At 66.0% G+C, this 22,747-nt stretch carries 25 protein-coding genes; 11 read left to right on the top strand and 14 right to left on the bottom strand.

Features of this window, described 5'->3' with window-relative positions:
* Window positions 1-7: 7 nt before the first annotated feature.
* Entirely contained in the window at window positions 8-1,336 is a 1,329-nt protein-coding gene (locus AB0O89_RS13640) for a M20/M25/M40 family metallo-hydrolase (protein WP_363498599.1), read from the bottom strand.
* A gap of 47 nt (window positions 1,337-1,383) precedes the next feature.
* Here AB0O89_RS13640 and AB0O89_RS13635 point away from each other — a divergent pair, with 47 nt between their 5' ends.
* Window positions 1,384-2,364: a Gfo/Idh/MocA family oxidoreductase gene (locus tag AB0O89_RS13635; protein ID WP_363498596.1), complete on the top strand. Its 981-nt coding sequence runs from the start codon at window positions 1,384-1,386 to the stop codon at window positions 2,362-2,364.
* A gap of 46 nt (window positions 2,365-2,410) precedes the next feature.
* Here AB0O89_RS13635 and AB0O89_RS13630 read toward each other — a convergent pair whose 3' ends face one another.
* The 4 genes from AB0O89_RS13630 to AB0O89_RS13615 form a co-directional block, all read right to left on the bottom strand.
* Window positions 2,411-3,799 carry a DUF222 domain-containing protein gene (locus AB0O89_RS13630; RefSeq protein ID WP_363498593.1) on the bottom strand — a complete coding sequence of 463 codons (1,389 nt, stop codon included), beginning with the start codon at window positions 3,797-3,799 and terminating at the stop codon, window positions 2,411-2,413.
* Between the two features lie 66 nt (window positions 3,800-3,865).
* Window positions 3,866-4,246, bottom strand: a complete 381-nt coding sequence (locus AB0O89_RS13625; RefSeq protein ID WP_292729937.1) for a hypothetical protein — start codon at window positions 4,244-4,246, stop codon at window positions 3,866-3,868.
* A 74-nt stretch (window positions 4,247-4,320) separates the two neighbouring features.
* A complete protein-coding gene (locus AB0O89_RS13620) occupies window positions 4,321-4,707 on the bottom strand; it encodes a hypothetical protein (RefSeq protein WP_228176956.1) in 387 nt (128 codons plus the stop codon).
* The gene (locus tag AB0O89_RS13615; RefSeq protein WP_363498588.1) at window positions 4,704-5,147 is read right to left on the bottom strand and encodes a MarR family transcriptional regulator; all 444 of its coding nucleotides are present in this window, start codon (window positions 5,145-5,147) and stop codon (window positions 4,704-4,706) included. The genes AB0O89_RS13620 and AB0O89_RS13615 overlap by 4 nt, the downstream gene beginning before the upstream one ends.
* Before the next feature lie 153 nt (window positions 5,148-5,300).
* Between AB0O89_RS13615 and AB0O89_RS13610 the strand changes: the two genes are divergently transcribed.
* Window positions 5,301-5,540 carry a hypothetical protein gene (locus tag AB0O89_RS13610; protein ID WP_363498585.1) on the top strand — a complete coding sequence of 80 codons (240 nt, stop codon included), beginning with the start codon at window positions 5,301-5,303 and terminating at the stop codon, window positions 5,538-5,540.
* A gap of 22 nt (window positions 5,541-5,562) precedes the next feature.
* Here the strand turns inward: AB0O89_RS13610 and AB0O89_RS13605 are convergent, their stop codons facing one another.
* Entirely contained in the window at window positions 5,563-6,879 is a 1,317-nt protein-coding gene (locus AB0O89_RS13605; protein ID WP_363498582.1) for an acetyl-CoA hydrolase/transferase C-terminal domain-containing protein, read from the bottom strand.
* An 86-nt stretch (window positions 6,880-6,965) separates the two neighbouring features.
* Here AB0O89_RS13605 and AB0O89_RS13600 point away from each other — a divergent pair, with 86 nt between their 5' ends.
* Together AB0O89_RS13600 and AB0O89_RS13595 are read left to right on the top strand one after the other, a co-directional pair.
* Window positions 6,966-7,217, top strand: a complete 252-nt coding sequence (locus AB0O89_RS13600) for a DUF4287 domain-containing protein (RefSeq protein WP_363498579.1) — start codon at window positions 6,966-6,968, stop codon at window positions 7,215-7,217.
* Between the two features lie 32 nt (window positions 7,218-7,249).
* Window positions 7,250-8,380 (top strand): methyltransferase, encoded by a 1,131-nt coding sequence (locus tag AB0O89_RS13595; RefSeq protein ID WP_363498576.1) that lies wholly within the window; start codon window positions 7,250-7,252, stop codon window positions 8,378-8,380.
* A 26-nt stretch (window positions 8,381-8,406) separates the two neighbouring features.
* Here AB0O89_RS13595 and AB0O89_RS13590 read toward each other — a convergent pair whose 3' ends face one another.
* From AB0O89_RS13590 to nrdH, 6 genes are all read right to left on the bottom strand, one after another.
* On the bottom strand, window positions 8,407-11,154 hold the full coding sequence (locus tag AB0O89_RS13590) for a DNA methyltransferase (RefSeq protein ID WP_363498573.1): 2,748 nt from the start codon (window positions 11,152-11,154) through the stop codon (window positions 8,407-8,409).
* Window positions 11,155-11,157: 3 nt separating this feature from the next.
* Window positions 11,158-11,418 (bottom strand): hypothetical protein, encoded by a 261-nt coding sequence (locus tag AB0O89_RS13585; RefSeq protein ID WP_363498570.1) that lies wholly within the window; start codon window positions 11,416-11,418, stop codon window positions 11,158-11,160.
* Window positions 11,419-11,524: 106 nt separating this feature from the next.
* Window positions 11,525-12,499 (bottom strand): class 1b ribonucleoside-diphosphate reductase subunit beta, encoded by a 975-nt coding sequence (nrdF, locus tag AB0O89_RS13580; RefSeq protein ID WP_363498567.1) that lies wholly within the window; start codon window positions 12,497-12,499, stop codon window positions 11,525-11,527.
* Window positions 12,500-12,530: 31 nt separating this feature from the next.
* Window positions 12,531-14,663: a class 1b ribonucleoside-diphosphate reductase subunit alpha gene (gene nrdE, locus AB0O89_RS13575; RefSeq protein ID WP_300591351.1), complete on the bottom strand. Its 2,133-nt coding sequence runs from the start codon at window positions 14,661-14,663 to the stop codon at window positions 12,531-12,533.
* Between the two features lie 5 nt (window positions 14,664-14,668).
* Window positions 14,669-15,106, bottom strand: coding sequence for a class Ib ribonucleoside-diphosphate reductase assembly flavoprotein NrdI (gene nrdI / locus AB0O89_RS13570; RefSeq protein ID WP_292709000.1), 438 nt, complete (start codon window positions 15,104-15,106; stop codon window positions 14,669-14,671).
* A gap of 3 nt (window positions 15,107-15,109) precedes the next feature.
* The gene (gene nrdH, locus AB0O89_RS13565; RefSeq protein ID WP_292709002.1) at window positions 15,110-15,343 is read right to left on the bottom strand and encodes a glutaredoxin-like protein NrdH; all 234 of its coding nucleotides are present in this window, start codon (window positions 15,341-15,343) and stop codon (window positions 15,110-15,112) included.
* A gap of 401 nt (window positions 15,344-15,744) precedes the next feature.
* On the opposite strand from nrdH, the gene AB0O89_RS13560 reads away from it, so the two are divergent.
* From AB0O89_RS13560 to AB0O89_RS13540, 5 genes are read left to right on the top strand one after another with little or no spacing between them, the layout of a single operon-like run.
* A complete protein-coding gene (locus AB0O89_RS13560; protein ID WP_363498562.1) occupies window positions 15,745-16,950 on the top strand; it encodes an MFS transporter in 1,206 nt (401 codons plus the stop codon).
* A 35-nt stretch (window positions 16,951-16,985) separates the two neighbouring features.
* Entirely contained in the window at window positions 16,986-17,393 is a 408-nt protein-coding gene (locus tag AB0O89_RS13555; RefSeq protein ID WP_300591352.1) for a DUF4260 family protein, read from the top strand.
* Window positions 17,394-17,408: 15 nt separating this feature from the next.
* Entirely contained in the window at window positions 17,409-18,164 is a 756-nt protein-coding gene (locus AB0O89_RS13550) for an alpha/beta hydrolase (protein ID WP_300591353.1), read from the top strand.
* Window positions 18,161-19,339 (top strand): acyl-CoA dehydrogenase family protein, encoded by a 1,179-nt coding sequence (locus AB0O89_RS13545; RefSeq protein ID WP_363498558.1) that lies wholly within the window; start codon window positions 18,161-18,163, stop codon window positions 19,337-19,339. Before AB0O89_RS13550 ends, AB0O89_RS13545 begins: the two co-directional genes overlap by 4 nt.
* Before the next feature lie 50 nt (window positions 19,340-19,389).
* Window positions 19,390-20,661 carry a DUF445 domain-containing protein gene (locus AB0O89_RS13540; protein ID WP_363498555.1) on the top strand — a complete coding sequence of 424 codons (1,272 nt, stop codon included), beginning with the start codon at window positions 19,390-19,392 and terminating at the stop codon, window positions 20,659-20,661.
* Window positions 20,662-20,682: 21 nt separating this feature from the next.
* Here the strand turns inward: AB0O89_RS13540 and AB0O89_RS13535 are convergent, their stop codons facing one another.
* Window positions 20,683-21,159, bottom strand: a complete 477-nt coding sequence (locus AB0O89_RS13535) for a YbaK/EbsC family protein (protein ID WP_363498552.1) — start codon at window positions 21,157-21,159, stop codon at window positions 20,683-20,685.
* A 47-nt stretch (window positions 21,160-21,206) separates the two neighbouring features.
* Between AB0O89_RS13535 and AB0O89_RS13530 the strand changes: the two genes are divergently transcribed.
* Entirely contained in the window at window positions 21,207-21,347 is a 141-nt protein-coding gene (locus tag AB0O89_RS13530; RefSeq protein ID WP_292709015.1) for a hypothetical protein, read from the top strand.
* Window positions 21,348-21,398: 51 nt separating this feature from the next.
* On the top strand, window positions 21,399-22,157 hold the full coding sequence (locus AB0O89_RS13525; protein ID WP_363498549.1) for a ZIP family zinc transporter: 759 nt from the start codon (window positions 21,399-21,401) through the stop codon (window positions 22,155-22,157).
* 14 nt (window positions 22,158-22,171) lie between these two features.
* Here the strand turns inward: AB0O89_RS13525 and AB0O89_RS13520 are convergent, their stop codons facing one another.
* Window positions 22,172-22,639: a DUF3817 domain-containing protein gene (locus tag AB0O89_RS13520; protein WP_363498546.1), complete on the bottom strand. Its 468-nt coding sequence runs from the start codon at window positions 22,637-22,639 to the stop codon at window positions 22,172-22,174.
* Window positions 22,640-22,747: the final 108 nt, after the last annotated feature.

Below are 22,747 nucleotides of genomic sequence, written 5' to 3'. Positions count from 1 at the left end.
AACGGGGCTACGACGCTTCGATGAGAGCGCGGTAGAAGCCGATTCCGCGGAGCCACACCTCGACGCGGATCCGCTCGTTGTGCGAGTGCAACGCATCACGCTCGGAGCGGGTCAGGTGGAACGGCGTGAACCGGTAGACGTGGTCGCTGATCGCCGTGAACCAGCGGCTGTCGCTGGCTCCCAGCTGCACGTAGGGCGTCGGGACGATGTCGCCGCCGAGTGTCGAGACGACCGCGCCGGCGATCCGTCGCCACGGCTCTCCTCGCCAGGGCGAGACCGGTGACGGGTTGGATGCGTGACGGATCTCGAGCTCGACCTTCTCGTCGGCCACCGCCCGACGAACGTGCGCCGTCGCGCTGTCGATGGTGTCGCCGGTGAGCAGGCGGATGTTGACCGACGCCTTCGCCGTCGTCGCGAGGACGTTCTCGCCGGGTGCGCCGCTGAGCTCGGTCACGACAGCGGTGGTGCGCACCATCGCGTTGGTCTCGGGTCCGCCGAGGGTGAAGGCGCCGGCAAGCAGCGGGCCCGTAATCTCACCGCGTCGGAACAGGGTCCGAAGCGGTTCGGGAGCGTGGGGCGAGAGCGTGGCGAGCATGGCCCGCACGGGAGGCGCGAGCCTGGTCGGAAACGGCTTGCGCCGCAGCCGGTCGATAGCTCGCGCCAGCCGGGCGGTGGCGGGCATCGCGGGCGGCGTGGATGCGTGGCCGCCCTGTTCGCGGACGGTCATAACGAGCGTCATCACGCCGCGTTCTGCGACACCGATCATCGCGGTGGGCACGTCGACGCCGGGGATGATGCCCTCGACGACGGCGCCGCCCTCATCGAGCACGAGTCCCGGATGGATGCCGCGCTCCTCCAGGTGCGCGACGATTCCCCGCGCCCCGTCTCCCGCCGTCTCTTCGTTGTGACCGAACGACAGGTAGATGTCGCGTGCCGGCGTGAAGCCTTCGGCGACGAGGGTCTCGACGGCTTCGAAGATCGCGACAAGCGATCCTTTGTCGTCGATCGCGCCGCGGGCGTGGAGTTCGGCATCCTCGCCCTCACCCACGATCTCGGCGCCGAACGGCGGATGCTGCCACTCCGCCTCGACCACGGGCACGACATCCATGTGGGCCATGAGCACGAGCGGATCGTCGGATGAGGCGCCCGGCCACCGGTACAGCAGTGAGTGGCGGGCGATCACGTCGCGCTCGAGGCGCTCATGGGTCTTCGGGTACAGGCGCTCCAGGGCGCTGTGGAACTCGTCGAACACCGACGCATCCATCCGCGACTCGTCGGCGTACGACACGGTAGGGATGGATAGGAGTTCTCGGAAGCGATCCAATGGAGTGCTCATACTTCGAGGCTACTCGCGGCACTGCGCGGGCGGACTACGCTCGAACCATGACTAGACTGCGATGGGGAATCCTGGCGACCGGCGGCATCGCACACGCCTTTACGAGCGACCTGCGGACGGCCGGGCTGACGGTGTCGGCGGTGGGGTCTCGGCGCCCGGATGCCTCGCGGGCGTTCGCTGACCAGTTCGCGATTCCGCACGCGCACGGATCGTACGAGGAGCTCGTCGCCGATCCCGACGTCGACATCGTCTACATCGCAACGCCGCATCCGATGCACGCCGACAATGCTGTGCTCGCGCTCGAAGCGGGCAAGCACGTACTGATCGAGAAGCCGTTCACGTTGACCGGCCCCGAGGCCGAGCGTGTGCGCGAGGTCGCACGCGCTCAGGGGCTGCTCGCCATGGAGGCGATGTGGACGCGGTACCTCCCGCACATGGTGAGGATTCGCGAGATCATCGCCGCAGGAACGCTGGGCGAGATCCGCACCGTTTTCGCCGACCACACCCAGCGGATCTCATCCGACCCGAGCCACCGCCTGAACGCGCTGGAACTCGGCGGCGGGTCGCTTCTTGACCTCGGAATCTATCCGGTCTCGTTCGCCTGCGATGTGCTCGGGAAGCCGGAGACGGTGACCGCTCGCGGCCGCCTCGGTGACACGGGCGCGGATGCCGAGGTAGCGACGATCTTCACTCACGCCGGCGGCGCGGTCTCAACCTCGATCTCGACCTCGCGCGCTGTCGGACCCAATACCGCTCATGTGCTGGGCACTGACGCGCGGATCGACATCGACCGCGTCTGGTACACGCCCACATCGTTCCGCGTCGTTGCACCCGACGGAGAGGTTCTCGAGGAGTACCAGAGCGATGTGGAGGGCCGGGGGATGCAGTACCAGGCGCTCGCCGCGGAACGGCTGCTCGCCGAGGGTAAGACCGACAGCGACCTGCTTCCGCTGGACGAATCGGTTGCCATCATGCACGTCCTCGACGAACTGCGCGCTCAGCTGGGCGTGCGCTACCCCGGCGAGTAAGCCCGCTCAGGTCTCGACTCAGGCGGGTCCGCTCAGGAGGGTCTGCTCAGGCGGCAACCGAGTCCACCCGGAAGACGGGAAGTCGGCGCTCCGGTGCAACTGTGTACTGGCGACCGCTCGGCGAGATCCACAGCAGCGACCCGTCTCCGGTCTGGATGACGCGCCACCCGCCATGGTGCTTGATCGTATGGTGCCCCTGACAGAGCGGGGCGGTATTCACAACTGAGGTCTCACCGCCGTCTTCCCACGCGAGGGAGTGGTCGATCTGACATCGGGAGGCGGGAACCCCACACCCCGGCGCCATGCATCTCTCAGCGCGCCACTTCGTCAGCGCCACCATGTCTGGCGGTGGTCGGTACCGGGTTCTACCGACCGACAGGACGACCCCCGTTTCCGGATGTGTCAGTACCCGGATCCATGACGTCGCGGTTCCCGCAAGCTCTCGTGCTCTCTCGATCGGGATGGGACCAACGCCTTCCACGATCGCGGGCTCATGAGGACCGTCGCCATCCGCACCGAGGAGGGCGAGAGCGGGTACCGTCACGACAACCGTCGGGCGGATACCCTGCACGTCCTTCGGGTGAGCCGGAACAATGCCGTCGAGCAGGAGATCGCACAGGATGTCGGCGCGGATCTCGTCGAGCGTACGGTCATCGGGCTGAGAGCCGCCTTCGCCACCGACCTGCGCCGCGAGCAATGCCTTGCCCTTCGCCGTCATTCGTCCGTGGATCGCGTGAGCTTCGACCGAGGGCAGCAGCGCGTGCAGCCACGACATCCCGTCGGCCTCCGGCTCGACGAAGATCCGCCGACGCCGGACGGCGTGCTCGTGACGCGCCGACAGCGTGGGCGCCAGTTCCTTATCGATGAGGCGTCGAAGTGCCCGGCGGAACGGACCGATCGCGAGGGTTTCTGCGAGGTCTCGCACCTTCTCGACAAGCCGCGCTGCAACCTCAGGTTCGAGCGGCGCAAGTTCATCCACGATGATCGTCGCGTGCCGCTCGGTCATGCCCGCGTGGGCGAGCGAATTCCAGACCGTCGGATACCGGTGCACGAGCGCCTCAGCACGGTACATCAGCATCCCGGCCTGGTTCTCGGTGATCCGGAGGGCTGCGGCGAGCTCAAGCCGCACCGAGCGCTCGATCAACTCCCGCGCTCCTCCGCCGTAGCGCGTGACGTCATCGAGCGCCTCGAGCCGGAGCTGGTCGATGCGAGCCAGCCGCTGCGCCGCGAACACTGCCTCCATCGTCGCGACCTCAAGCACGAGTGCCACAGCGTCGGGCTGCGCCGGCACCCATCCGACTACCTCGTCGTGCTCGCAGTACTCACCGTCGTAGACGAAGTCCTCGTCGGGGTCTGCGGTGCGCGGTGAGGTCCAGGACGCGGCATCCGTCCCACGGGCTTTCCCGCCCGGGTCGGTGATGCCGAAATCATCCATACCCCGACACTACGAGGGGGTTCCGACATCGCTTCTCTGCGGTGCCCGGTACCAGGCCGGATGCCGTCAGCGGCGCGTCGACCACCAGGCCCACGCGACGAGCACGGGCTGGAAAAACAGTCGAACGAGGCGCTTCCTATCGGTATCGAGGCCGAAGCCATCGCGCTTCTCGACGTACTGCGAGATGTTGCCGGGGAAGATCGCGATGAAGAATGCCGCCAGGATCGCGCCGACGCGGCGCCGCTCCTTGGGCAGCGCGACAAGCGCCGTGCCGAGCATGATCTCGACAACTCCGGATGCCACCACAATCGCATCCTCGTCGAGCGGTGAGAGCTCGGCAGCCCAGGGAGGCACCTGCGCCTGAAACTCCTTGCGGGCCACCGTGAGATGCGTCACCCCCGCGAGCACCATCGCCCCGGCCAGCATCCACCTCAGTACTGTTCGCATGCGCCCAGCCAAACCTCCCGAACCGGCAAAGTCAACGTCGTCGACGGACGCTCAGCCGAGGCCGACGCGGGTCGTTACCGCTGGGGAGACAGGGCGACGGCGAGCGCCCAGACCACCAGCAGCGGCTGCAGCAAGAGCCGCACAAAGCGGCGGGTATCCGTGTCGAGCAGCGGCGCAGACCGACCCGTCTGCCACTGGTGCACGTTGCCCGGGAACACCGCGATGAAGAACACTGCGACGGCTGCGCCGAGTCGCGTGCGCTCGCGCGGCAGCGCAACCAGGCCCGCGCCGAGCATGATCTCGACGGCGCCGGAGCCGACGACGACCGCATCCTTGTCGGTATGCAGCATCCGTGTCGCCCAGTCCGGCACCACGATGCGGTAGCCGCGTCTCCCCCACGTCAGATGTGACACCCCCGCCGCTACCAGGAGGGCGGCGAGGAGCCAGCGAAGCACCCTCATGCCGTGCGGCGGCCCGCAGCCGGGTGAACCTCGACGGGTTCCTCGTGCAGGCCACGCAGGGCCTGCGACAACTCTGGCGCACCCTTCGACAGTTCACGGTCGAGAGCACGCAGCCGCTTTTCGGCTTCGGTCAGGGCCCAGTCGCCCTTCGCTGTGACGCGCAGCTCGGACGCCGAACCGGCGTGAGCTGTCGAATCGTGCACGAATCCTTCGTCGACGAGGGTGCGCACGGCAGTGTGTGCGGTCTGCACGGTGATCTGCGATCGCCGCGCGAGCTCGCTGAATGAGATGCCCGGCATCCCGTAGATGTGTCCGAGGAGGGCGTACTTGCGCGTGGTCAGTCCGAGGTCCTTCAGAACCGCCCCGAGTTGCGCCTCCCAGATGCTCGACATCGTCAGCAGCGCGATGACCGGGCTGAACCGTCGTTGCTGAGCTGCCACGGGATCTCCTTCTGCGGGGCGCCTGATCCTTCATCGTAGCCCGCGACCTCCCGAACCGACGGGACGGGGGCGTCGTGCATAAAAAAGTCAAGCGGCTATGACCGGGAAAAAGGTCCCTACGCCGGGGTCCATCTGCCGTGTCATGATCGGGACATGGACACCTCGCTGTACGACATCCGGAAGGACCTCAGCCGGGCCCTCGCGGACCTCCACGAGGCCCAGCAGAGCTACCCCGATGATCCGACTCTGCGCGCGATCGACAATCTGCAGTCAGCAGTCGAGCGCCTCACCGATGTGCTCGAAGAGATCCATTCCTTCTTTTCGCTTCCCGTCCCGACGTCGACCGGTCCGCACCCGGTTGCGTCAGGCTCGGGGCATCGGCATCACCGATAGCGCTCAGGAGCCGGCGAGCGTCTCAAGCGATGAGCCGCTGCTGCCTGGCGGCCTCGACCAAGGCATCCTTGTGAGCGTCATCGGCAAGCGAGATCAGGGCAAGAGCCCGCTCCTGCGTCGAGAGCCCCCGCAGATTCACCATGCCGTGCTCGGTCACGACGTGCTCGACATCCATACGCTCGTCGGTGACGATGTCGACCCGCGGCACGATCGTCGAGATCGCACCACCCTTCGCTGTGGCCGGGAGAACCACGAAGGACTTGCCGCCTCGTGACTTGGCTGCTCCGGTCACGAAATCGAACTGACCGCCCGACCCGGAATACTGCACGCCCGCGATCATCTCGGCGTTGACCTGCCCGTAGAGATCGACCTGAATCGCTGCGTTCACCGAAATCATGGCGTCGTTGCGTGAAATCACCTGCGGATCGTTGACGTAGTCGGCCGGGAAACTCACCATCGACGGGTTGTCGTTCATGAAGGCGTAGGTGTGGGCATCCCCGACCGCCGAGGTCCAGACGTGCCGCCGCGGATGCAGGGTCTTGCGCCGCCCTGTGATGACGCCCGACTCGATCAGGGGCACGAACGCGGAGGAGAAGAGCGCGGAATGGATGCCGAGATCCCGGTGGTCGCCGAGCGCCGCAGCGACGGCAGCGGGAACCCGGCCAGCACCGATCTGCAGCGTCGCGCCGTCGGGAATGTGCGCCGCGACGTGCGCCGCGATACCGAGGTCGGCATCCGTCGGAGGCGCCTCCGCGACCTCGGGGAGGGGCGAGGCATGCTCGACGATCGCGTCCACTTCATCGATGTGGAGCAGGGACTCGCCGAACACCCGGGGCATGTTCGGGTTCACCTCGACGATCAGGCGGCGGCAGGCGCGGGCGGCGACGCTCGCGTAGTCGTTGACGACACCGAACGAGAAGTGACCGCTCGCGTCCATCGGGCTGACCTGCACGACGAACGTGTCGACATCGAGGTGTTCGCGGATCACCCGAGGCAGGTTCGAGAAGTTGACCGGAATGAAATCGAGGGTTTCGCGATCGGCCCGGGCAGGGTCGGCGATGATGTGGTGATCGCGCCCGGCGACGAAAAAGGTGTGGGCACGCACCTTCTCGATAACACCCGGCTGCAGGATCGTGTCGCCGATCGCGTCACCGCCCATGCCGTAGTAGAGGTCGAGGTCGAGCAGATCGTCGGCACGCACACGATCGGCGAGAGCTGCCAGAACCGCTGGCGGCGCCCCGAGCCCCATCGCCACCAGCACCTGCACACCCGAGGGGACGGATGCCGCGGCATCCGCTGCCGACATGAGCTTGCGACGGTACTCATCCTGAACCGGCATCCGTGATCCTCCAGCGCTGTCGCCGACGGATCCACTCTGGCATGACGGGCTGCCGGGATGTCGAGCGCGGGCGCTACTGTCATGCCATGGCCTCGCGCGTGCTTGCCCCCGACCTGTCCGGTATCGACAAGCCGAAAGGACCTCCCGCGTACTTCCCGAGTATCGAGAAGACCTACGGTCGTCCGGTGCAGGACTGGATCGACATCGCCGTCGAGCGGCTCGACGCTGGCGACGCGCACATGGCAGTTGTCGAGGTTCTCAAGTCAGAGCATGGGCTGGGTCACGGCCATGCGAACGCTGTCGTGGCATACACGAAGGCGGCGCTCGCGCAGGGCTGAGAGCTGTCGCGGCGCGGGATAGCGTGGATCCAGTGACTCTCGACCTCGATGCTCTTCGCCCGTATCCCGACGCTGGCGATCCGGATAGCCGCGCACACGATGCGGCAGATCGACTGCTTCTCGACGAATCAGCCGACGCTCGGCGCGGCGTTGCGCGGCGCGAAATCGCCGTCGTCGGCGACACGTTCGGCGCCCTGGCTCTCGCATGCGCGAGCGATGCCGATGATGGTGTCGTCCGCGTGCACCAGGATTCCCTCGGCGGCGAGCGCGCGCTGGTTGCCAACGCGCGCTCGACCGGGCTCGAAGCATCCGTCGAGTCGCTCCCTCTCGGTGCGGAGCTGGTGCGCGATGCTCGGGTCGTTCTCCTCCGGCTCCCCCGGTCACTCGAGGCGCTGCGCGACATCGCGGGGCTGATCGCCGCGCACGCCGCGCCCGATGTCGTCGTGTTCGCGGGCGGCCGGATCAAACACATGAGCCTCGGCATGAACGACGTGTTGCGTGAGCACTTCGACACGGTGGATGTCTCGCACGCCCGGCAGAAGTCCCGTGTGCTTATCGCGCGCGGCCCTCACGACGGTCGGGATCCCGAGCCGTCCGCGGCCAGGCTGCGCATCGGTGACACGGATGTCGAGGTCCGCGCCTTCGGCGGCGTGTTCGCCGGGGCAACGCTTGACATCGGAACGCGCCTGTTGATCGATAACCTGCCAGACACGATTCCCGGGCACGCCGACGATCCGGCGGTTGATCTGGCGTGCGGGAACGGCATCGTCGCTGCGACCCTCGCTCTGCGGCATCCGGGGCTGCGTGTCTACGCGTCGGACGAGTCGGCCGCCGCCGTCGCATCGGCTCGGGCGACCGCCGCCGCCAACGGAATCGCCGACCGGATGACGGTGGCTCGCGATGATGCGCTGTCGACCCTGCCCGACGCGAGTGCGTCGTTCATCGCCCTGAACCCGCCGTTTCACCGGGGAGCCGCGATCGACGAGACGATCGCCCGGCACCTCTTCGCGGATGCCGCGCGCGTCCTGCGCCCCGGCGGCGAACTCTGGACCGTCTGGAACTCGGCCCTGCGCTACCGCCCGTCGCTCGAGAAACTCGTCGGACCGACCCGTCAGATCGCCCGCACGCCGAAGTTCACGGTCACGGCCTCGACGCGCCGCTGAGGGGCCGGCTCAAGAGGTTCCAGCCCTCAGCTCTCCCGCTCGGTCGGCATCGGCGCCGCGAACGGATCGTACGCCCGGCCGCCGTCGACGATCTCACGGTTGAGCGCGGTGAGTCGGCTCACGATCTGCTCGGGATCCTGCGCCACCGACTTCGGCCACCCGTAGGCTGCGGCGACAGCCTCATCGAGGCGGCGGTGCAGCGCGGCGAGATCAGCAAAACCGCCCTCATCCATGAGGTTGTACAGCTTCGTAAGGCCCATGCTGTGCTCGATACAGAGTTCGCTTCGACGGGCGTAGAGCGCCCAGGATGCGGTAGCAATCGCCTCCCGCTGCTCTGGTCTCACGGGATCGGGCCATGGGAAGGTGTCGAAGACTGTGGTGGGCGTATAGCGAAGTCGCGTCTCAAGCGTCGACGACTGCGCCCAGGCCCACGCGTCGTGCGCGCGTGAAAGCAGGATGCCCATGCTGTAGTCATCGTCGAAGGCGAACACATTCGTTGCGTCGGAGGCGAGCGCCCAGGCTTCGACCCACGCGATGAACATTCTCTTTCCGTGCCGTCCGACGGCGGCGTACCGTGCGCGTCCAGCCAGAGCGACGCGCATCTCCCCCCGAGGGCGTCCGAACTGCCACCACTTGGCTCTGAATCCCGGGTCACGATTGCTTTCTCGCTCAGGCTTCACCTCCCGACGCACGATGTCCAGAGCGCGGGGGTACCGTGTCGCGTCTTCGAGCGGCAGCGATCCGAAGTCGATGATCCAGCGACTCGGGCTTTGGAGCGGGGATTCCGCGATGTCGTCGCTCGTGAGGTAGGGCCGGACGACTTCTCGATACGAGCACGTGTCGTCTGCCAGCAGTGAGGATGCGACATCCGCCGGGATGACGAACCCTGCTCCCACGGGAATCGGTCCTTGGAAGCACCGACCTCGGTTGACGGCGATCGTGGCTGGCTGCCAGTCGGTTCCGTCATCCGCCCGCAGCGACGCCGAGATGCCTTTCACTGAGGCGCCGTCCAGCTCGAACAACATAGGGGTGGTCTCGGGATCCTTAACCCAGTTCACGATGCTCACGTGGACCTTGGCGTCCCCGGGCCACTTCTGCGACGACACCGCATCCGTGATCACGCCGCCGTTCGCCACGACGTAGTCGAGGGACGCCACCCGCCCGCGGTTCTGAGAGATCGAGTTGGTCCCGACCAGGCCAGCGCGCCGGCCGGGCTTCAGACGGTCCTGCGCGATACGGAACCAATACACGCAGAGGTCGCGGATACCGACACCGAACGTGCGTGAGAGCCAATCGGCGTAGTCGTCTCCGAGCGACTGGCGCACGAGCTGAGACCCCAGAAACGGTGGGTTGCCGATGATCGCATCCACCTCGGGCCAGTCGGTCTGCAGCGCGTCGGCCTGCGCGATGCGGGAGAGGTCGACCAGCGGCAGCACGGGCTCAGCCTCGCCGTACCGTTCGATCATCTGCCGGTGCCCCATCCAGAGCGTGACCCTCGCGATCATGACGGCGACCCGCTCGATGTCGATGCCGAAGAGGTTCGACAGCGGGTAGAAGGGAAGCGTGCCGGTCGGACGCGGGGAACCGGTTTCGGCGGCGAGGCGATCGATGCGCTGCTTGAGATCGAACTCGAGCCCGCGCAACTCTCGATACGCGACATACAAGAAGTTGCCGCACCCGCAGGCGGGGTCAAGAACGCGGAAGGCGCACAGCTCATCGAGAAGCGCAACCGCCTCGGTGACCGATCCGGTCGTCTCGATGCGCTCACGCCAGGGGCGCACGATCGTCGGCGCAACGATCTTCATGATGTCGGCCTCGTGCGTGTAGTGCGCGCCGATCTCGGAGCGGCGGTCATCGCCGAGCACTCCTTCGAGGAGCGAACCGAAGATTGTCGGGTTGACCTCGCGCCAGTTGAACTCGGCGGCCTGCTTCAGGTGAAGAAGTTCCGCTCGATCAAGGTAGACGGCGGCAGGCCTGGCGAACAGGTCACCGTTGACGTATCGCGTACCCGCGAAGCGACCCTTCCGGTTGTGGTCGCCTTTTTGATTGAGCAGCTGGAAAAGATAGCCGATCTCCTTCGCGGAGTCGGGATCGTCTTCCTTGAGCAGCGCCTCGACGGTCGCCTGCAGCGGATACCCCTCGAGCATCCCGAGATCTTCAGCGAAGAGACACCAGACCAACTGCATGGTGAAGCGCTGGATCTCATCGACCGGGGCCGCCGATCGGTCGAGCATCGAGCGATAGAGCTCTGCGACGTGACGCGCGGCATCCTCGGTCAGTTCACGTCGATGCTCGCTGAAGACCGGCTCCAACGACTCGTTTTGGAGGAACAGCAGGGCGTCGTAGTGCTCGGGAAGCTCCGCGAGCGTGAACCGCGAACGCGGTCGGTTCGGGAAACGACCCGGCTCCCAGATTTCGAACTCCTGGAAGTTGCAGAGCACGACCCACCGGGCAGCCGGCGTGTCGGTGGCGGGATCACTCGACTCGCGCCAGTACCGATCGCGTTGATCGGCGGCTTTCGCCAGGGCGATGCCGGGAGCCTTCATCTCGACGATCATGATGCCCGGCCAGTGCAGGTCCATGAAGCCCGCAGAACTGCGAAAATCTTCGAACCGCGCACCAACGGACTGGCGATCCGAGCCGTACGCAGCGAACAACTCGTTCAGAAAGGTCTGAGCCTCTGCCCGCTCCGAGCCGGAATACCCCGACCATCGACGCACGAAGTCGGTGAGTGCTCGCTGAAGCTCCGCGCCGCTGCGGACCGCACCCGTCACCGGTCAGAACATCCGGGTCTTGTTCGGAACGCTGAAGTACGTCTGCTGCACGAACCGTTTGCGCTCAGCCTGCAGGGCGTCAACGAGATCCTTCATGGCTGCCTCAGCGTTCGGGTGAGCGCCCGACTTGCGGATGCGCTCAAGCGCCTTGCGTGCGCGCTCCAGTGCGTAGTCGAGGTTCGTCAGCACATCCGACACCTCGCCCATGGCCTGTTCGCGCGCCCGCTCTTCGGCGGCCACGCTGTCGGTCACCTGCTGTGCCATCTCGTCCCCTTCCGATGCAGCGTGAGCTTCACGGTATGCCCCGCCTGCGACGTCGCCAGACGCCGAAGCAGGATCTGTGGACATCACCGTTTCTCCACAACCGGATCTAGAAGTCCCAGTCCTCGTCCTCGGTCGCGACAGCCTTGCCGATGACGTACGAGGAGCCCGACCCCGAGAAGAAGTCGTGGTTCTCGTCGGCGTTCGGCGACAGGGCCGACAGGATCGCGGGGTTCACGTTCGTGACCGACTCGGGGAACATCGCCTCGTAGCCGAGGTTCATGAGCGCCTTGTTCGCGTTGTAGTGCAGGAACTTCTTCACGTCTTCGGTCAGGCCGACGCCGTCGTAGAGGTCCTGCGTGTACTGCACCTCGTTGTCGTAGAGCTCGTACAGCAGCGAGAACGTGTAGTCCTTGATGTCCTGACGCTTGGCTTCGTCGACCCGCTCGAGCCCCTTCTGGAACTTGTAGCCGATGTAGTACCCGTGCACTGCCTCGTCACGAATGATGAGGCGGATGAGGTCGGCAGTGTTGGTGAGCTTCGCACGGCTCGACCAGTGCATGGGCAGGTAGAAGCCCGAGTAGAACAGGAACGACTCCAGCAGGGTCGAAGCGACCTTGCGCTTGAGCGGCTCGTCGCCCCGGTAGTACTCCATGACGATCTGCGCCTTGCGCTGCAGGTTGGGGTTCTCGACCGACCAGCGGAACGCCTCGTCGATCTCCTTCGTCGAGCACAAGGTCGAGAAGATCGAGGAGTAGCTCTTGGCGTGCACCGACTCCATGAACGCGATGTTCGTGTACACCGCCTCTTCGTGCGGCGTGATCGCGTCGGGGATCAGCGACACCGCGCCGACGGTGCCCTGGATCGTGTCCAGGAGCGTGAGCCCCGTGAACACGCGCATCGTGAGGGTCTGCTCCTCGGGCGTGAGCGTGTTCCACGACTGCACGTCGTTGGAGAGGGGCACCTTCTCGGGCAACCAGAAGTTGTTCACGAGACGGTTCCAGACCTCGACATCCTTCTCGTCCTGGATACGGTTCCAGTTGATCGCCTGAACGTGGTCGATCAGCTTGAGCTTCTCTGTCATCAGTTCTCCGAAAAAATCCCAGGTCAGAGCATTAAAGCATGCAGCTGACGCACTCCGTCATGTCCGTGCCCTCGAGGGCCATCTGACGCAGACGGATGTAGTAAATGGTCTTGATGCCCTTCTTCCAGGCGTAGATCTGCGCCCGGTTGATGTCGCGAGTGGTCGCGGTGTCCTTAAAGAACAGCGTCAGAGACAGGCCCTGGTCGACGTGCTGGGTGGCAGCCGCGTAGGTGTCGATGACCTTCTCGTAGCCGATCTCGTAGGCATCCTGGTAGTACTCCAGGTTGTCGTTGGTCATGAACGGCGCCGGGTAGTAGACGCGGCCGAGCTTGCCTTCCTTGCGGATCTCGATCTTCGAGGCGATCGGGTGGATCGAGCTCGTCGAGTTGTTGATGTACGAGATCGAGCCGGTCGGGGGCACCGCCTGCAGGTTCTGGTTGTAGATGCCGTGCGCCTGCACGGATGCCTTCAGCTCACGCCAGTCATCCTGCGTGGGAATGTGGTGGCCGGCGAACAGCTCGCGCACCCGCTCGGTCTGGGGCACCCACTCCTGCTCGGTGTACTTGTCGAAGAACTCACCCGACGCGTAGGTCGAGTCGGCGAAGCCCTCGAACGCCGTCCCCCGCTCGATCGCGATCTTGTTCGAGGCCCGCAGCGCGTGGAACAGCACCGTGTAGAAGTAGATGTTCGTGAAGTCCAGACCCTCTTCAGAGCCGTAGTGGACGTGCTCGCGAGCAAGGTATCCGTGCAGGTTCATCTGGCCGAGGCCGATCGCGTGGGAGCGGTCGTTGCCGTCCTCGATCGAGCGCACCGACGAGATGTGGCTCTGGTCGCTGACCGCGGTGAGGGCGCGGATGGCGGTGTCCACCGTGAGACCGAGGTCGCCGCCATCCATCGCCAGAGCGATGTTCATCGACCCGAGGTTGCAGGAGATGTCCTTGCCGATCTGGTCGTACGAAAGGTCCTCGTTGTAGGTCGTCGGCGTGTTGACCTGGAGGATCTCCGAGCACAGGTTCGACATGTTGATCCGGCCCTTGATGGGGTTGGCCCGGTTCACCGTGTCTTCGAACATGATGTACGGGTAGCCCGACTCGAACTGGATCTCGGCGAGGGTCTGGAAGAACTCGCGTGCGTTGATCTTGCTCTTCTTGATGCGCGGGTCATCGACCATCTCGCGATACTTCTCGGTGACCGAGATGTCGCCGAACGGCACGCCGTAGACGCGCTCGACGTCGTAGGGCGAGAAGAGGTACATGTCCTCGCCGTTCTTGGCCAGCTCGAACGTGATGTCTGGAACGACGACCCCGAGCGAGAGGGTCTTGATGCGGATCTTCTCATCGGCGTTCTCGCGCTTGGTGTCGAGGAACTTCAGGATGTCGGGGTGGTGGGCGCTGAGGTAGACGGCGCCCGCGCCCTGACGGGCACCGAGCTGGTTGGCGTAGCTGAAGCTGTCTTCGAGCAGCTTCATCACGGGGATGATGCCGCTTGACTGGTTCTCGATCTGCTTGATCGGGGCACCCGCCTCGCGAATGTTCGACAGCAGCAGTGCGACACCGCCACCGCGCTTGCTCAGCTGCAGGGCGGAGTTGATGCCGCGGGCGATCGACTCCATGTTGTCTTCGATGCGCAACAGGAAGCACGAGACGAGCTCACCGCGCTGCGCCTTGCCGGTGTTCAGGAACGTCGGGGTTGCGGGCTGGAAGCGGCCCGAGATGATCTCGTCGACAAGTTGGGTAGCCAGAGCCTCGTCGCCGTCGGCAAGACCGAGGGCCGTCATCACGACACGGTCTTCGAAGCGCTCGAGGTAGCGCTTGCCGTCGAAGGTTTTGAGCGTGTAGCTCGTGTAGTACTTGAAGGCTCCGAGGAAGGTCTCGAAGCGGAACTTCTTCTCGAACGCGTGGTCGTGCAGCGACGAGATGAACTCGAATGAGTACTTCTCGAGCACGGCGGGCTCGTAGTACTGCTTGTCGACCAGGTAGTCGAGCTTCTCCTTCAGCGAGTGGAAGAAGACGGTGTTCTGGTTGACGTGCTGCAGGAAGTACTCACGAGCAGCACGCTTGTCGGCATCGAACTGGATCTTCCCGTCCGGGCCGTACAGATTCAGCATCGCGTTGAGCGCGTGATAGTCGAGCCCCTCGAAACGGGCCTCCGTCTTGAATGCCATGTCTGTCACTGCAGCTTCCACCATCGTTCCAATCCTTCGCTCACGCGGGTGACGTCTTCTGACGTGCCGAACAGTTCGAGCCGGTACAAGTGCGGCACGTGACACTTGCGGCTGATGATGTCGCCGGCGGCGCAAAAGGCGTCGCCGAAGTTGGTGTTTCCCGCGGCGATGACACCACGGATGAGTGTTCGGTTCTGCTCGACGTTGAGGAACCGGATGACTTGCTTGGGGACCGCACCCCGTTCCTCGCCGCGACCCTGGCCTCCCCCGTAGGTGGGGGTGACCAGGACGAAGGGCTCATCGACGAGGAGCATCGGCTCGGATGCGAAGAGCGGGATGCGCTCAGCGCGCAAACCCAACTTCTCGATGAAGCGCGCCGTGTTCTGCGAAACGCTCGAGAAGTACACGAGCAACGGCGTCTCTGTCGCGATCGCCGTGCTCATGGCTCAGGCGAGGCGCGAAGCGAGCTCGTCGATCTTGTCGGGGCGGAAGCCCGACCAGTGGTCCTCGTCGGTGATGACGACGGGGGCCTGCAGGTAGCCCAGCGCCTTGACCTGCTCGAGGGCCGCGGGGTCCTGCGAGAGGTCGAGAACTTCGTAATCGATGCCCTTGGAATCCAGCGCGCGGTAGGTAGCAGTGCACTGCACGCAGGCGGGCTTGGTGTAGACCGTGATCGCCATGTTAGATCCGTTGTCCCCTCAAAATCCTTCGTCGAACCGGCAGCTCCCCCACCGGGAGTCCAATACTACATATGGGTGCCGACATCAGATAGCACCACAAGGGGTAGTAGTTACATTCGTGTAGTTTTCCACCGCTCTCCTCAGATACAACGCGATTTGTCCACCGTTTCATCCACAGATCGACGAGTCCGCGAAACCTGGGAGAAGCCTGAAATCACGCGGTTTCGGGTGCCTGCATCCGTCGTCCCTCCACAGCGCGACGCTACGGCGATCCACCGACATCGAATTCGCCTGTGGATTGCGCTCCCGGCGTGTCGCGGCGTGTCGCGGCATCCGTCCACCCACCGCGTCGTCGGTGCTCCGATATCGCCGGACCGGTTCGGCACGACTATCGTGGGAAGGTGGCGGGTTATGGAGAACTGCTGCGCACTCCGGGGGTCGCGCGCATCATCGCGGCGCAGCTGACGGCACGCTTCCCGAACGGGATGACGAGCCTGGCGATTCTGCTGCACATCGAGCAGGTCACGGGCTCCTACGGCTCCGCAGGACTCGTGCTGGCCGCGACATCGGTCGGGCAGGCAGTCGCGGGTCCTATCACCAGCAGGTGGATGGGTCTGTGGGGCATGCGGCGGGTCCTGACCGTGACCCTCGCCATCTGCGCTGCCGCGATCGCGGGTATCGCAGCGTTCACCCTCCCCCTGCCCGCATATATGGTGCTGGGGCTCATCGCGGGCCTGTCCACCCCGCCGGTACAAGCAGCGGTTCGAACGATCTACCCCAAGATGGTCAACTCGCGACAGGTGACGCCGCTCTACTCGCTGGATGCCTCGCTCCAGGAGATCATCTGGGTCGTCGCGCCCGTTCTCATCACGTTCGTCGCGACGCAGATCGGCACCGTCCAGGCCCTCGCACTCATCGTCGTCGTTCTGCTGGGCGGCGGCGCCTGGTTCATCCTCTCCCCCGAGGTCGGACGGGTACGCATCCCTCGGAGCCGTCGCAGCTTTGGAAAGGTGCTCGGCAAGCCCGCGGTCTTGCTGGCGACCGTCGTCGGCTTCCTCCTGATCGGCGCGTGCTCCGCCGTCGAGGTGGGAGTGGTATCCACCTTCGGGCACGAGGGAATCGAGGCGGGTCTCGTGCTCGCGGTCTTTGCCATCGGCAGCCTCGCCGGCGGTCTCTCCTTCGGTCACATTCCGATCGGACCGTGGGCGACGGCCCGGCGGATGCTGATCGTTGCTGCAGGACTCAGCCTGACGATGATCTCGCTCAACGCCTGGTGGCTGGGCGCGACACTGGCCGTCGCGGGCCTGGGCGTGGCGCCAGCACTCGCGGTGATCTTCGCCATGACCTCCGCGAGCGTGAAGTTCAGCGAAACCGCCGAGGCCTACGGCTGGATTGGAACCGGACAGCTCATCGGTGCGGCCGCAGGTTCCGCTGTCGCGGGCTTCCTCGTTGACGGCGCGGGCCCGCAGGGTGCCTACCTCGCGGCAGCGCTGTTCGCAGCGACCGGCGCGATCGTGGCTATCGTGTTCGTCCGCGGCTTCCCCGACCTGCGCGATCGGGACCCGAGCCCCATCCCGGATACCGAGCCCGTCCCCACGATCACCTGACCCGCGCGTTCACCACGCGCGCCTACGATGAACCCGTGACCTACACCCGGCTCGCCTGGACGCTTCTCGCCATTGCGCTACTGATCGTCGCGGTCTTCGAGAGCATCGGCCACGGATGGGTCACTGCCGGGATCATCATCGTGTTCGCGGTGCTCCCCGACATCGCCCTGATCGGAGCGTTCGGCGGCCAACGCGGCATCCTGCGCCCCGAGCGCGTCGCGTTCTACAACTGGTTGCATCAGGCGTGGATTTCCGCGCTGCTGTTCTTCCTCGGCGGCTCCATGGCGTATCTGTGGGAGATGCGGGAGGTCGGACTGCCGCTGTTCTGGTGCGGCATGGGCTGGCTGCTTCACATCGCGCTGGATCGGACTTTCGGGTTCGGGATGCGAGCCCCCGACGGCACGATCATTCCCGTCGGCACGTACGGGCCGCGCGCGCGCTGAAAGGATGCCGAAGCCATGACCACTCCCCTCGTTCTGCCTCGGCAGGGGTGGGGTGACCTGTCATCCCCCCGCCGAGCACTGCTCGTCCACGGTCTGGGGTCCACGGGCGCCCTGATGTGGCGTTTCGGCGTAGAGCTGAGCGAGCGCGGTTGGTTTGCCGAGGCCGTCGATCTGCGCGGGCACGGGCGCGCCCCGCGGGCGCTCGACTACACGATCGACGCTTATGCCGCGGACCTAGCACTCTGCAGTCCCGCTGATGAGAGGCCGTGGGATCTCGTCATCGGCCACTCGCTGGGCGGCGCAGCAGCGGTCGTTGCTGCAGCGTCCGTCCCGGATTGGACTGACCGGCTCGTGCTCATCGATCCGGCTATCCAGCTCGATGAGCCAGACCGCGAGCAGGTGCGCGAGAGCCAACAACGTCAGTTCGACGACCCGAGCGCCGAGGCGGTGCGCGCCGAGCATCCGTCGTGGCATCCGCTGGACATCGAACTCAAAGTGCAGAGCATCCAGCAGGTCAGCCGCTGGGCGGTCGAGCAGACGAGCGAGCAGAATCCGGAATGGGATGTGCGGCTTCCTGCGTTGTCCCTGGATGTGCCCATCCATGTCATAGCCGGCGACCCCACCGTGTATGCGCTTTTCCGCGGCGACATCGTCGAGCAGTTGCTGACCCGGCCGTCCATCACGATGTCCGTCGTCGAGGGAGCCGGGCACTCGCCGCACCGCGATGCGCCCGACCAAACAATGCGCCAGCTTTGGGAGGCCCTCGCATGACTGCGGCGACCGTCGACCCGGCATCCGTGCTGCCCGACGCCCTGCTCGAGCGGTTCCGCGAGCGCGCGGCGCAGCACGACAGCGACAACACGTTCCCGCACGACGATCTCGCCGACCTGAGGGATGCCGGTTACCTCGCGCTGTTCGCCCCGACGGAGCTCGGCGGGGCGGGCCTCGGCCTTGCCGAGGTGTCGCTCCTGCAGCAGCGCCTGGCCACCGCAGCACCGGCGACGGCGCTCGCGATCAACATGCACCTCGTGTGGACCGGTGTAGCGAAGGCGCTCGCCGATCGCGGGATCGACGATCTGCGCTTCGTGCTCGAGGGCGCCGTGTCGGGCGAGATCTTCGCGTTCGGCATCAGCGAGGCCGGCAACGACCTCGTGCTCTTCGGCAGTGACACGGATGCCGCGCCGCAGCCCGACGGCTCATATGCCTTCACCGGCACGAAGATCTTCACCTCCCTCGCCCCGGTCTGGACGCAGCTGGGCCTCCACGGCCTGGACACCACCTCGCCCGATGGACCGAAGATGGTCTACGCCTTCGTGCCGCGGTCCGAGGAGGATGCCGGGCGAATCGTCACCCGGGACGACTGGAACACGCTCGGCATGCGCGCCACCCAATCCCGCACGACGCAGCTGCGCGGGGCGATGGCCGCGGCAGACCGGGTCGTGCGCCGCATCCCGCCCGGACCGAACCCGGACCCGATCGTGTTCGGCATCTTCAGCGTCTTCGAGATCCTGCTGGCGTCGGTCTACACCGGAATCGCGCGGCGGGCACTGGATGTCGCTGTCGAAACCGTCGGCACGCGCCGGTCGAAGAAGACGGGACTGACCTACAGCCAGGATCCCGATATCCGATGGCGGATCGCGGACATGGCGCTCGCGTACGACGCGCTGCCTCCGCAGCTGGAGGCGCTCAGCCACGACATCGACACTCTCGTCGATCACGGGCCGCGGTGGTTCTCGCTCCTGTCGGGCGTGAAGCACCGCGCCGTCACGATGGCCAAGGCCGTCGTGGATGATGCGATCCTCGTGGCTGGCGGGTCGAGCTACTTCGCCGGGAGCGAGCTCAGCCGACTCTACCGCGACGTGCTCGCCGGGATGTTCCACCCGTCCGACCCGGAGTCCGCTCACGCCACCGTGGCGACGGCGTGGCTCGGGCCGGTCTCGGGTTGAGCTCTCGCGCTTCCTGATCGGCGCGACCAGCGACGTGTGAGGATGTGGGAATGGCACGCACGCCGACCTCCGCGCTGAGCCCCGCAGACCAAGCGCGGCGACGAGGGCTTCGAACGATGAAGTCCGTCGCGCTCGGGGCGCTGCTGCTCATGGCAGTCCTGTTCCTCGTCGGCTTCATCGGCCAGCAACAGATTCCGGGGCTCACCTACCTGCGCGCGGCAGCCGAAGGCGGAATGGTCGGTGCGCTGGCGGACTGGTTCGCGGTCACGGCGCTGTTTCGGCATCCGCTGGGGATCCCCATCCCCCATACCGCGATCATTCCCCGCCGGAAGGACGAGATCGGGCAGTCCCTCGGAGAATTCGTCGAGACGAACTTCCTCGCGACGGAAGTCGTGCGCACCAAGCTCGAATCGACATCCATCGCCGCCCGCCTGGGTACGTGGCTGTGCGATCCCGCGCACGCGGCGCGGATCGGGTCTGAAGCGGCGGCGATGGGTCCCGGAATCCTACGCGCCCTGAGCGACGACGACGCGCAGGAGGTCATCACCGCCCTCGCCCGCGAGCACCTCATCGTGCCAGAGTGGTCGCCGGCGATCGGTGAATGGCTCGGCCGCATCGTCGACGCCGACGCGCACCGCACCGCCGTCGATCTCGCCGCCGAGAACATCGACGAATGGCTTGCGAACAACCGGGATGCCTTCACTGGGCTCGTGTCGGGACGCCTTCCCTCGTGGGTGCCGAGCATCGCCGCTCGCCTCGTCGACGAGACCGTGTACTCCGAAGCGGTCGGGTTCGTGCGCGCCGTGCGAACCAACCCCGAGCATCCGGCCCGTGCCGCGATCACCGCGTATCTCGCGCGCCTGTCCGAGAGCATGCAGCACGACCCGCAGACAATCGGCCGGTTCGAGGATGCCAAGCTCGCGATCTTCGACAGCCCCCGCGTTCGTGACCTCGCCACCCACGCCTGGAGCACAGCTAAGTCCGGGCTGCTCGACGCCCTGGCTGACCCGGAGAGCGGCCTACGGACCCAGATCGACAGCGCCCTTCGCGACATCGGTGAACGACTGGCGCGCGAACCCGAGCTGCAGCGCCGCGTCGACACGTGGGTGACGGATGCCGCAGTCTTTCTCGTTGACCGCTACCGGCACGACATCGCCTCGCTCATCACCGACACCGTGGAGCGGTGGGACCCTGCCGAGACGACCGAGAAGATCGAGCTCATGGTGGGCCGCGATCTGCAATACATCCGCCTCAACGGCACGATCGTCGGCGCCCTCGCGGGCCTTGCGATCTACACGATCGCGCACGGCCTGTTCGGCTGAGCGCGCCGAGGTGCGACGGGGTCACACGACGCTGATGACGGTCCCGCCGGTCAGATCGACCAGCTGCGGGAACGTCAGCGGAAAGACGGTGTGCGGCGTGCCGCCAGCTGCCCAGATCTCGGGGAAGGCGGCAAGGTCTTCGTCGACGATCGTCACGAGCGGCGCCGGATGGCCCGTCGGAGCAACTCCCCCGATCGCCTGACCCGTCGCCTCGCGCACCTGATCGGGGGTCGCGCGGATGATCGATGTCCGCCCGAGCCGCGTCGCCAGTGCCTTCGTATCGACACGGTGGGCGCCGCTGGTCATGACGAGCAGCGGCTCTCCGTCGGACCAGAAGACCAGGCTGTTGGCAATAGCCCCCACCTCGACTCCGAGGGCTTCGGCTGCCAGCGCCGCGGTGGATGCGGCATCCGGGAGAACGACGATGTCGCCGGGAATCCCCGCGGCCCGGATCGCGTCGTGGACGAGGCGGCTGCGAGCAGGAAGGTGATCGGACATGGTCTGAGCCTAGAGCGAGCAGCGAGCGCGCCGGATATCCTGTGCCCATGAGCTTCTTCGGCGGCGGGTCGGGCAACGACAAGAACAAGATCACCCCCGCGCGCATCACGATCTGGGTCGTCGTCGCCGGTGTCGGCGTGTATCTGGTCGTTTCGGGCCTGGTCGGCATCCTTTCGGGCGGAAGCTGACACGCACACGGATGCCGCGGCACCAGCCACCGGCATCCGTAGGCTTGCCGCGTGGGAGTCTGGCTAGCCGCGCTGAGCGGCCTGATCGGCGGCGGTGCTCTGTTCGTCGGCGCCGGCGTCGCGTGGTTCGTGAAGGTGCCGCGGCTGGTCGTTATGGCGATCATGGCGTTCGGCGCCGGCGTGCTGATCTCGACCCTGGCCTTCGAACTGGTGGCCGAGGCCGCCGACGGTGGCGGCATCGTTCCCACTGCTGCCGGTTTCCTCGGCGGCGCCGTGATCTACATCGTCGCCGACTGGGCTGTCTCACGCCCAAAGCCCGCAGCTACCGACTCCCGCAACATCGCCAAGCGCCGCGGAAAGGGTAAGGCCGCGCTTTCTGCCGGAGGAGCAGCGATCGCGATCGGGTCGCTCATCGACGGCATCCCCGAGTCTGTGGTCTTGGGACTCTCGGTGCTTCAGACGGGCAGCCTCAGCATCCCGATTGTCGCCGCGATCGCGATCAGCAACATCCCCGAGGGGCTCTCGTCGACGGCGGCGTTCAAGCAGGACGGGAGCCGCGGCCGCACTGTGGCGTTGCTGTGGGGCGGGATTACGGCGGCATCCGTCGTTGCAGCGGTTGTCGGATATCTGGCCCTTCAGGCGGCGCCGCCCGAGCTGATCGCGACCATCACGAGCGTCGCAGCAGGCGCTCTGCTCGCCATGGTCGCGAACACGATGATCCCCGAAGCGTTCGAGCGCCTTCACTTCCTGACGGGCCTGTGGGCGACCCTCGGATTCCTGCTCGCGTTCGTCATGCACGAGCTGAGCTGAGGCGCGGTCGAACCTCAGCTCTTGCCGCCGGGCGGGCCGATGATCAGCAGGCTCACATAGAGCACGACGACAGCCGCGGCGATGAGGATGCCGAGCATCCACGGGCGGCGCAGGAACCAGCGCAACGCACGGTCGTGCCAGGCGTCATCGCGCGGGTCGTCGGTCTGCTCGAGGCGCCAGGTGCCGGCGAGCGATCCACGCCGGTGCAGCCAGATCTCCGTCGGGATCGTCGCGTACGGCACGACGGCGCTGACGAGACCGACACCCGTCGGCCACGCCCGCCATCTGTTGTTCAGTGCCACGAGGATCACGGTGGCGCCGTAGGACAAGAAGATGAAGCCGTGGATGCCACCCCCGATCGTCACGGCGAGCGCGAGCTCCGGATTCGCGGCGCGAGTGATGAGCGCTGCGATGAGAAGAGTCCAAGAAATCGCCTCGAGGATGGCGAGGGTGCGAAAGAGAGAGAGCGGAGTACGGAACACACCTTCAGTGTACCTGAAGGCACAGCGAGGCCCTCGCTCCCGCAATCCGGGTATATAGTTGCGTCTGGTCAACCATCTTTCGGGCGCTCTGCCCCTCTTTTCTCGTGA

Source organism: Microbacterium sp. NPDC076895, assembly GCF_040687115.1.
Classification (GTDB): domain Bacteria; phylum Actinomycetota; class Actinomycetes; order Actinomycetales; family Microbacteriaceae; genus Microbacterium.
The sequence above is the reverse complement of the archived record's forward strand: the minus strand, read 5'-3'. Positions and strand labels throughout refer to the sequence as shown.

What these genes read in the sequence shown, in the direction of transcription:
- AB0O89_RS13640 (WP_363498599.1), bottom strand. Translation starts at nt 1,336, where the DNA reads ATGAGCACTCCATTGGATCGCTTCCGAGAACTCCTATCCATCCCTACC.
- AB0O89_RS13635 (WP_363498596.1), top strand. Translation starts at nt 1,384, where the DNA reads ATGACTAGACTGCGATGGGGAATCCTGGCGACCGGCGGCATCGCACAC.
- AB0O89_RS13630 (WP_363498593.1), bottom strand. Translation starts at nt 3,799, where the DNA reads ATGGATGATTTCGGCATCACCGACCCGGGCGGGAAAGCCCGTGGGACG.
- AB0O89_RS13625 (WP_292729937.1), bottom strand. Translation starts at nt 4,246, where the DNA reads ATGCGAACAGTACTGAGGTGGATGCTGGCCGGGGCGATGGTGCTCGCG.
- AB0O89_RS13620 (WP_228176956.1), bottom strand. Translation starts at nt 4,707, where the DNA reads ATGAGGGTGCTTCGCTGGCTCCTCGCCGCCCTCCTGGTAGCGGCGGGG.
- AB0O89_RS13610 (WP_363498585.1), top strand. Translation starts at nt 5,301, where the DNA reads ATGGACACCTCGCTGTACGACATCCGGAAGGACCTCAGCCGGGCCCTC.
- AB0O89_RS13605 (WP_363498582.1), bottom strand. Translation starts at nt 6,879, where the DNA reads ATGCCGGTTCAGGATGAGTACCGTCGCAAGCTCATGTCGGCAGCGGAT.
- AB0O89_RS13600 (WP_363498579.1), top strand. Translation starts at nt 6,966, where the DNA reads ATGGCCTCGCGCGTGCTTGCCCCCGACCTGTCCGGTATCGACAAGCCG.
- AB0O89_RS13585 (WP_363498570.1), bottom strand. Translation starts at nt 11,418, where the DNA reads ATGGCACAGCAGGTGACCGACAGCGTGGCCGCCGAAGAGCGGGCGCGC.
- nrdF (WP_363498567.1), bottom strand. Translation starts at nt 12,499, where the DNA reads ATGACAGAGAAGCTCAAGCTGATCGACCACGTTCAGGCGATCAACTGG.
- nrdE (WP_300591351.1), bottom strand. Translation starts at nt 14,663, where the DNA reads ATGGCATTCAAGACGGAGGCCCGTTTCGAGGGGCTCGACTATCACGCG.
- nrdI (WP_292709000.1), bottom strand. Translation starts at nt 15,106, where the DNA reads ATGAGCACGGCGATCGCGACAGAGACGCCGTTGCTCGTGTACTTCTCG.
- nrdH (WP_292709002.1), bottom strand. Translation starts at nt 15,343, where the DNA reads ATGGCGATCACGGTCTACACCAAGCCCGCCTGCGTGCAGTGCACTGCT.
- AB0O89_RS13550 (WP_300591353.1), top strand. Translation starts at nt 17,409, where the DNA reads ATGACCACTCCCCTCGTTCTGCCTCGGCAGGGGTGGGGTGACCTGTCA.
- AB0O89_RS13545 (WP_363498558.1), top strand. Translation starts at nt 18,161, where the DNA reads ATGACTGCGGCGACCGTCGACCCGGCATCCGTGCTGCCCGACGCCCTG.
- AB0O89_RS13540 (WP_363498555.1), top strand. Translation starts at nt 19,390, where the DNA reads ATGGCACGCACGCCGACCTCCGCGCTGAGCCCCGCAGACCAAGCGCGG.
- AB0O89_RS13535 (WP_363498552.1), bottom strand. Translation starts at nt 21,159, where the DNA reads ATGTCCGATCACCTTCCTGCTCGCAGCCGCCTCGTCCACGACGCGATC.
- AB0O89_RS13530 (WP_292709015.1), top strand. Translation starts at nt 21,207, where the DNA reads ATGAGCTTCTTCGGCGGCGGGTCGGGCAACGACAAGAACAAGATCACC.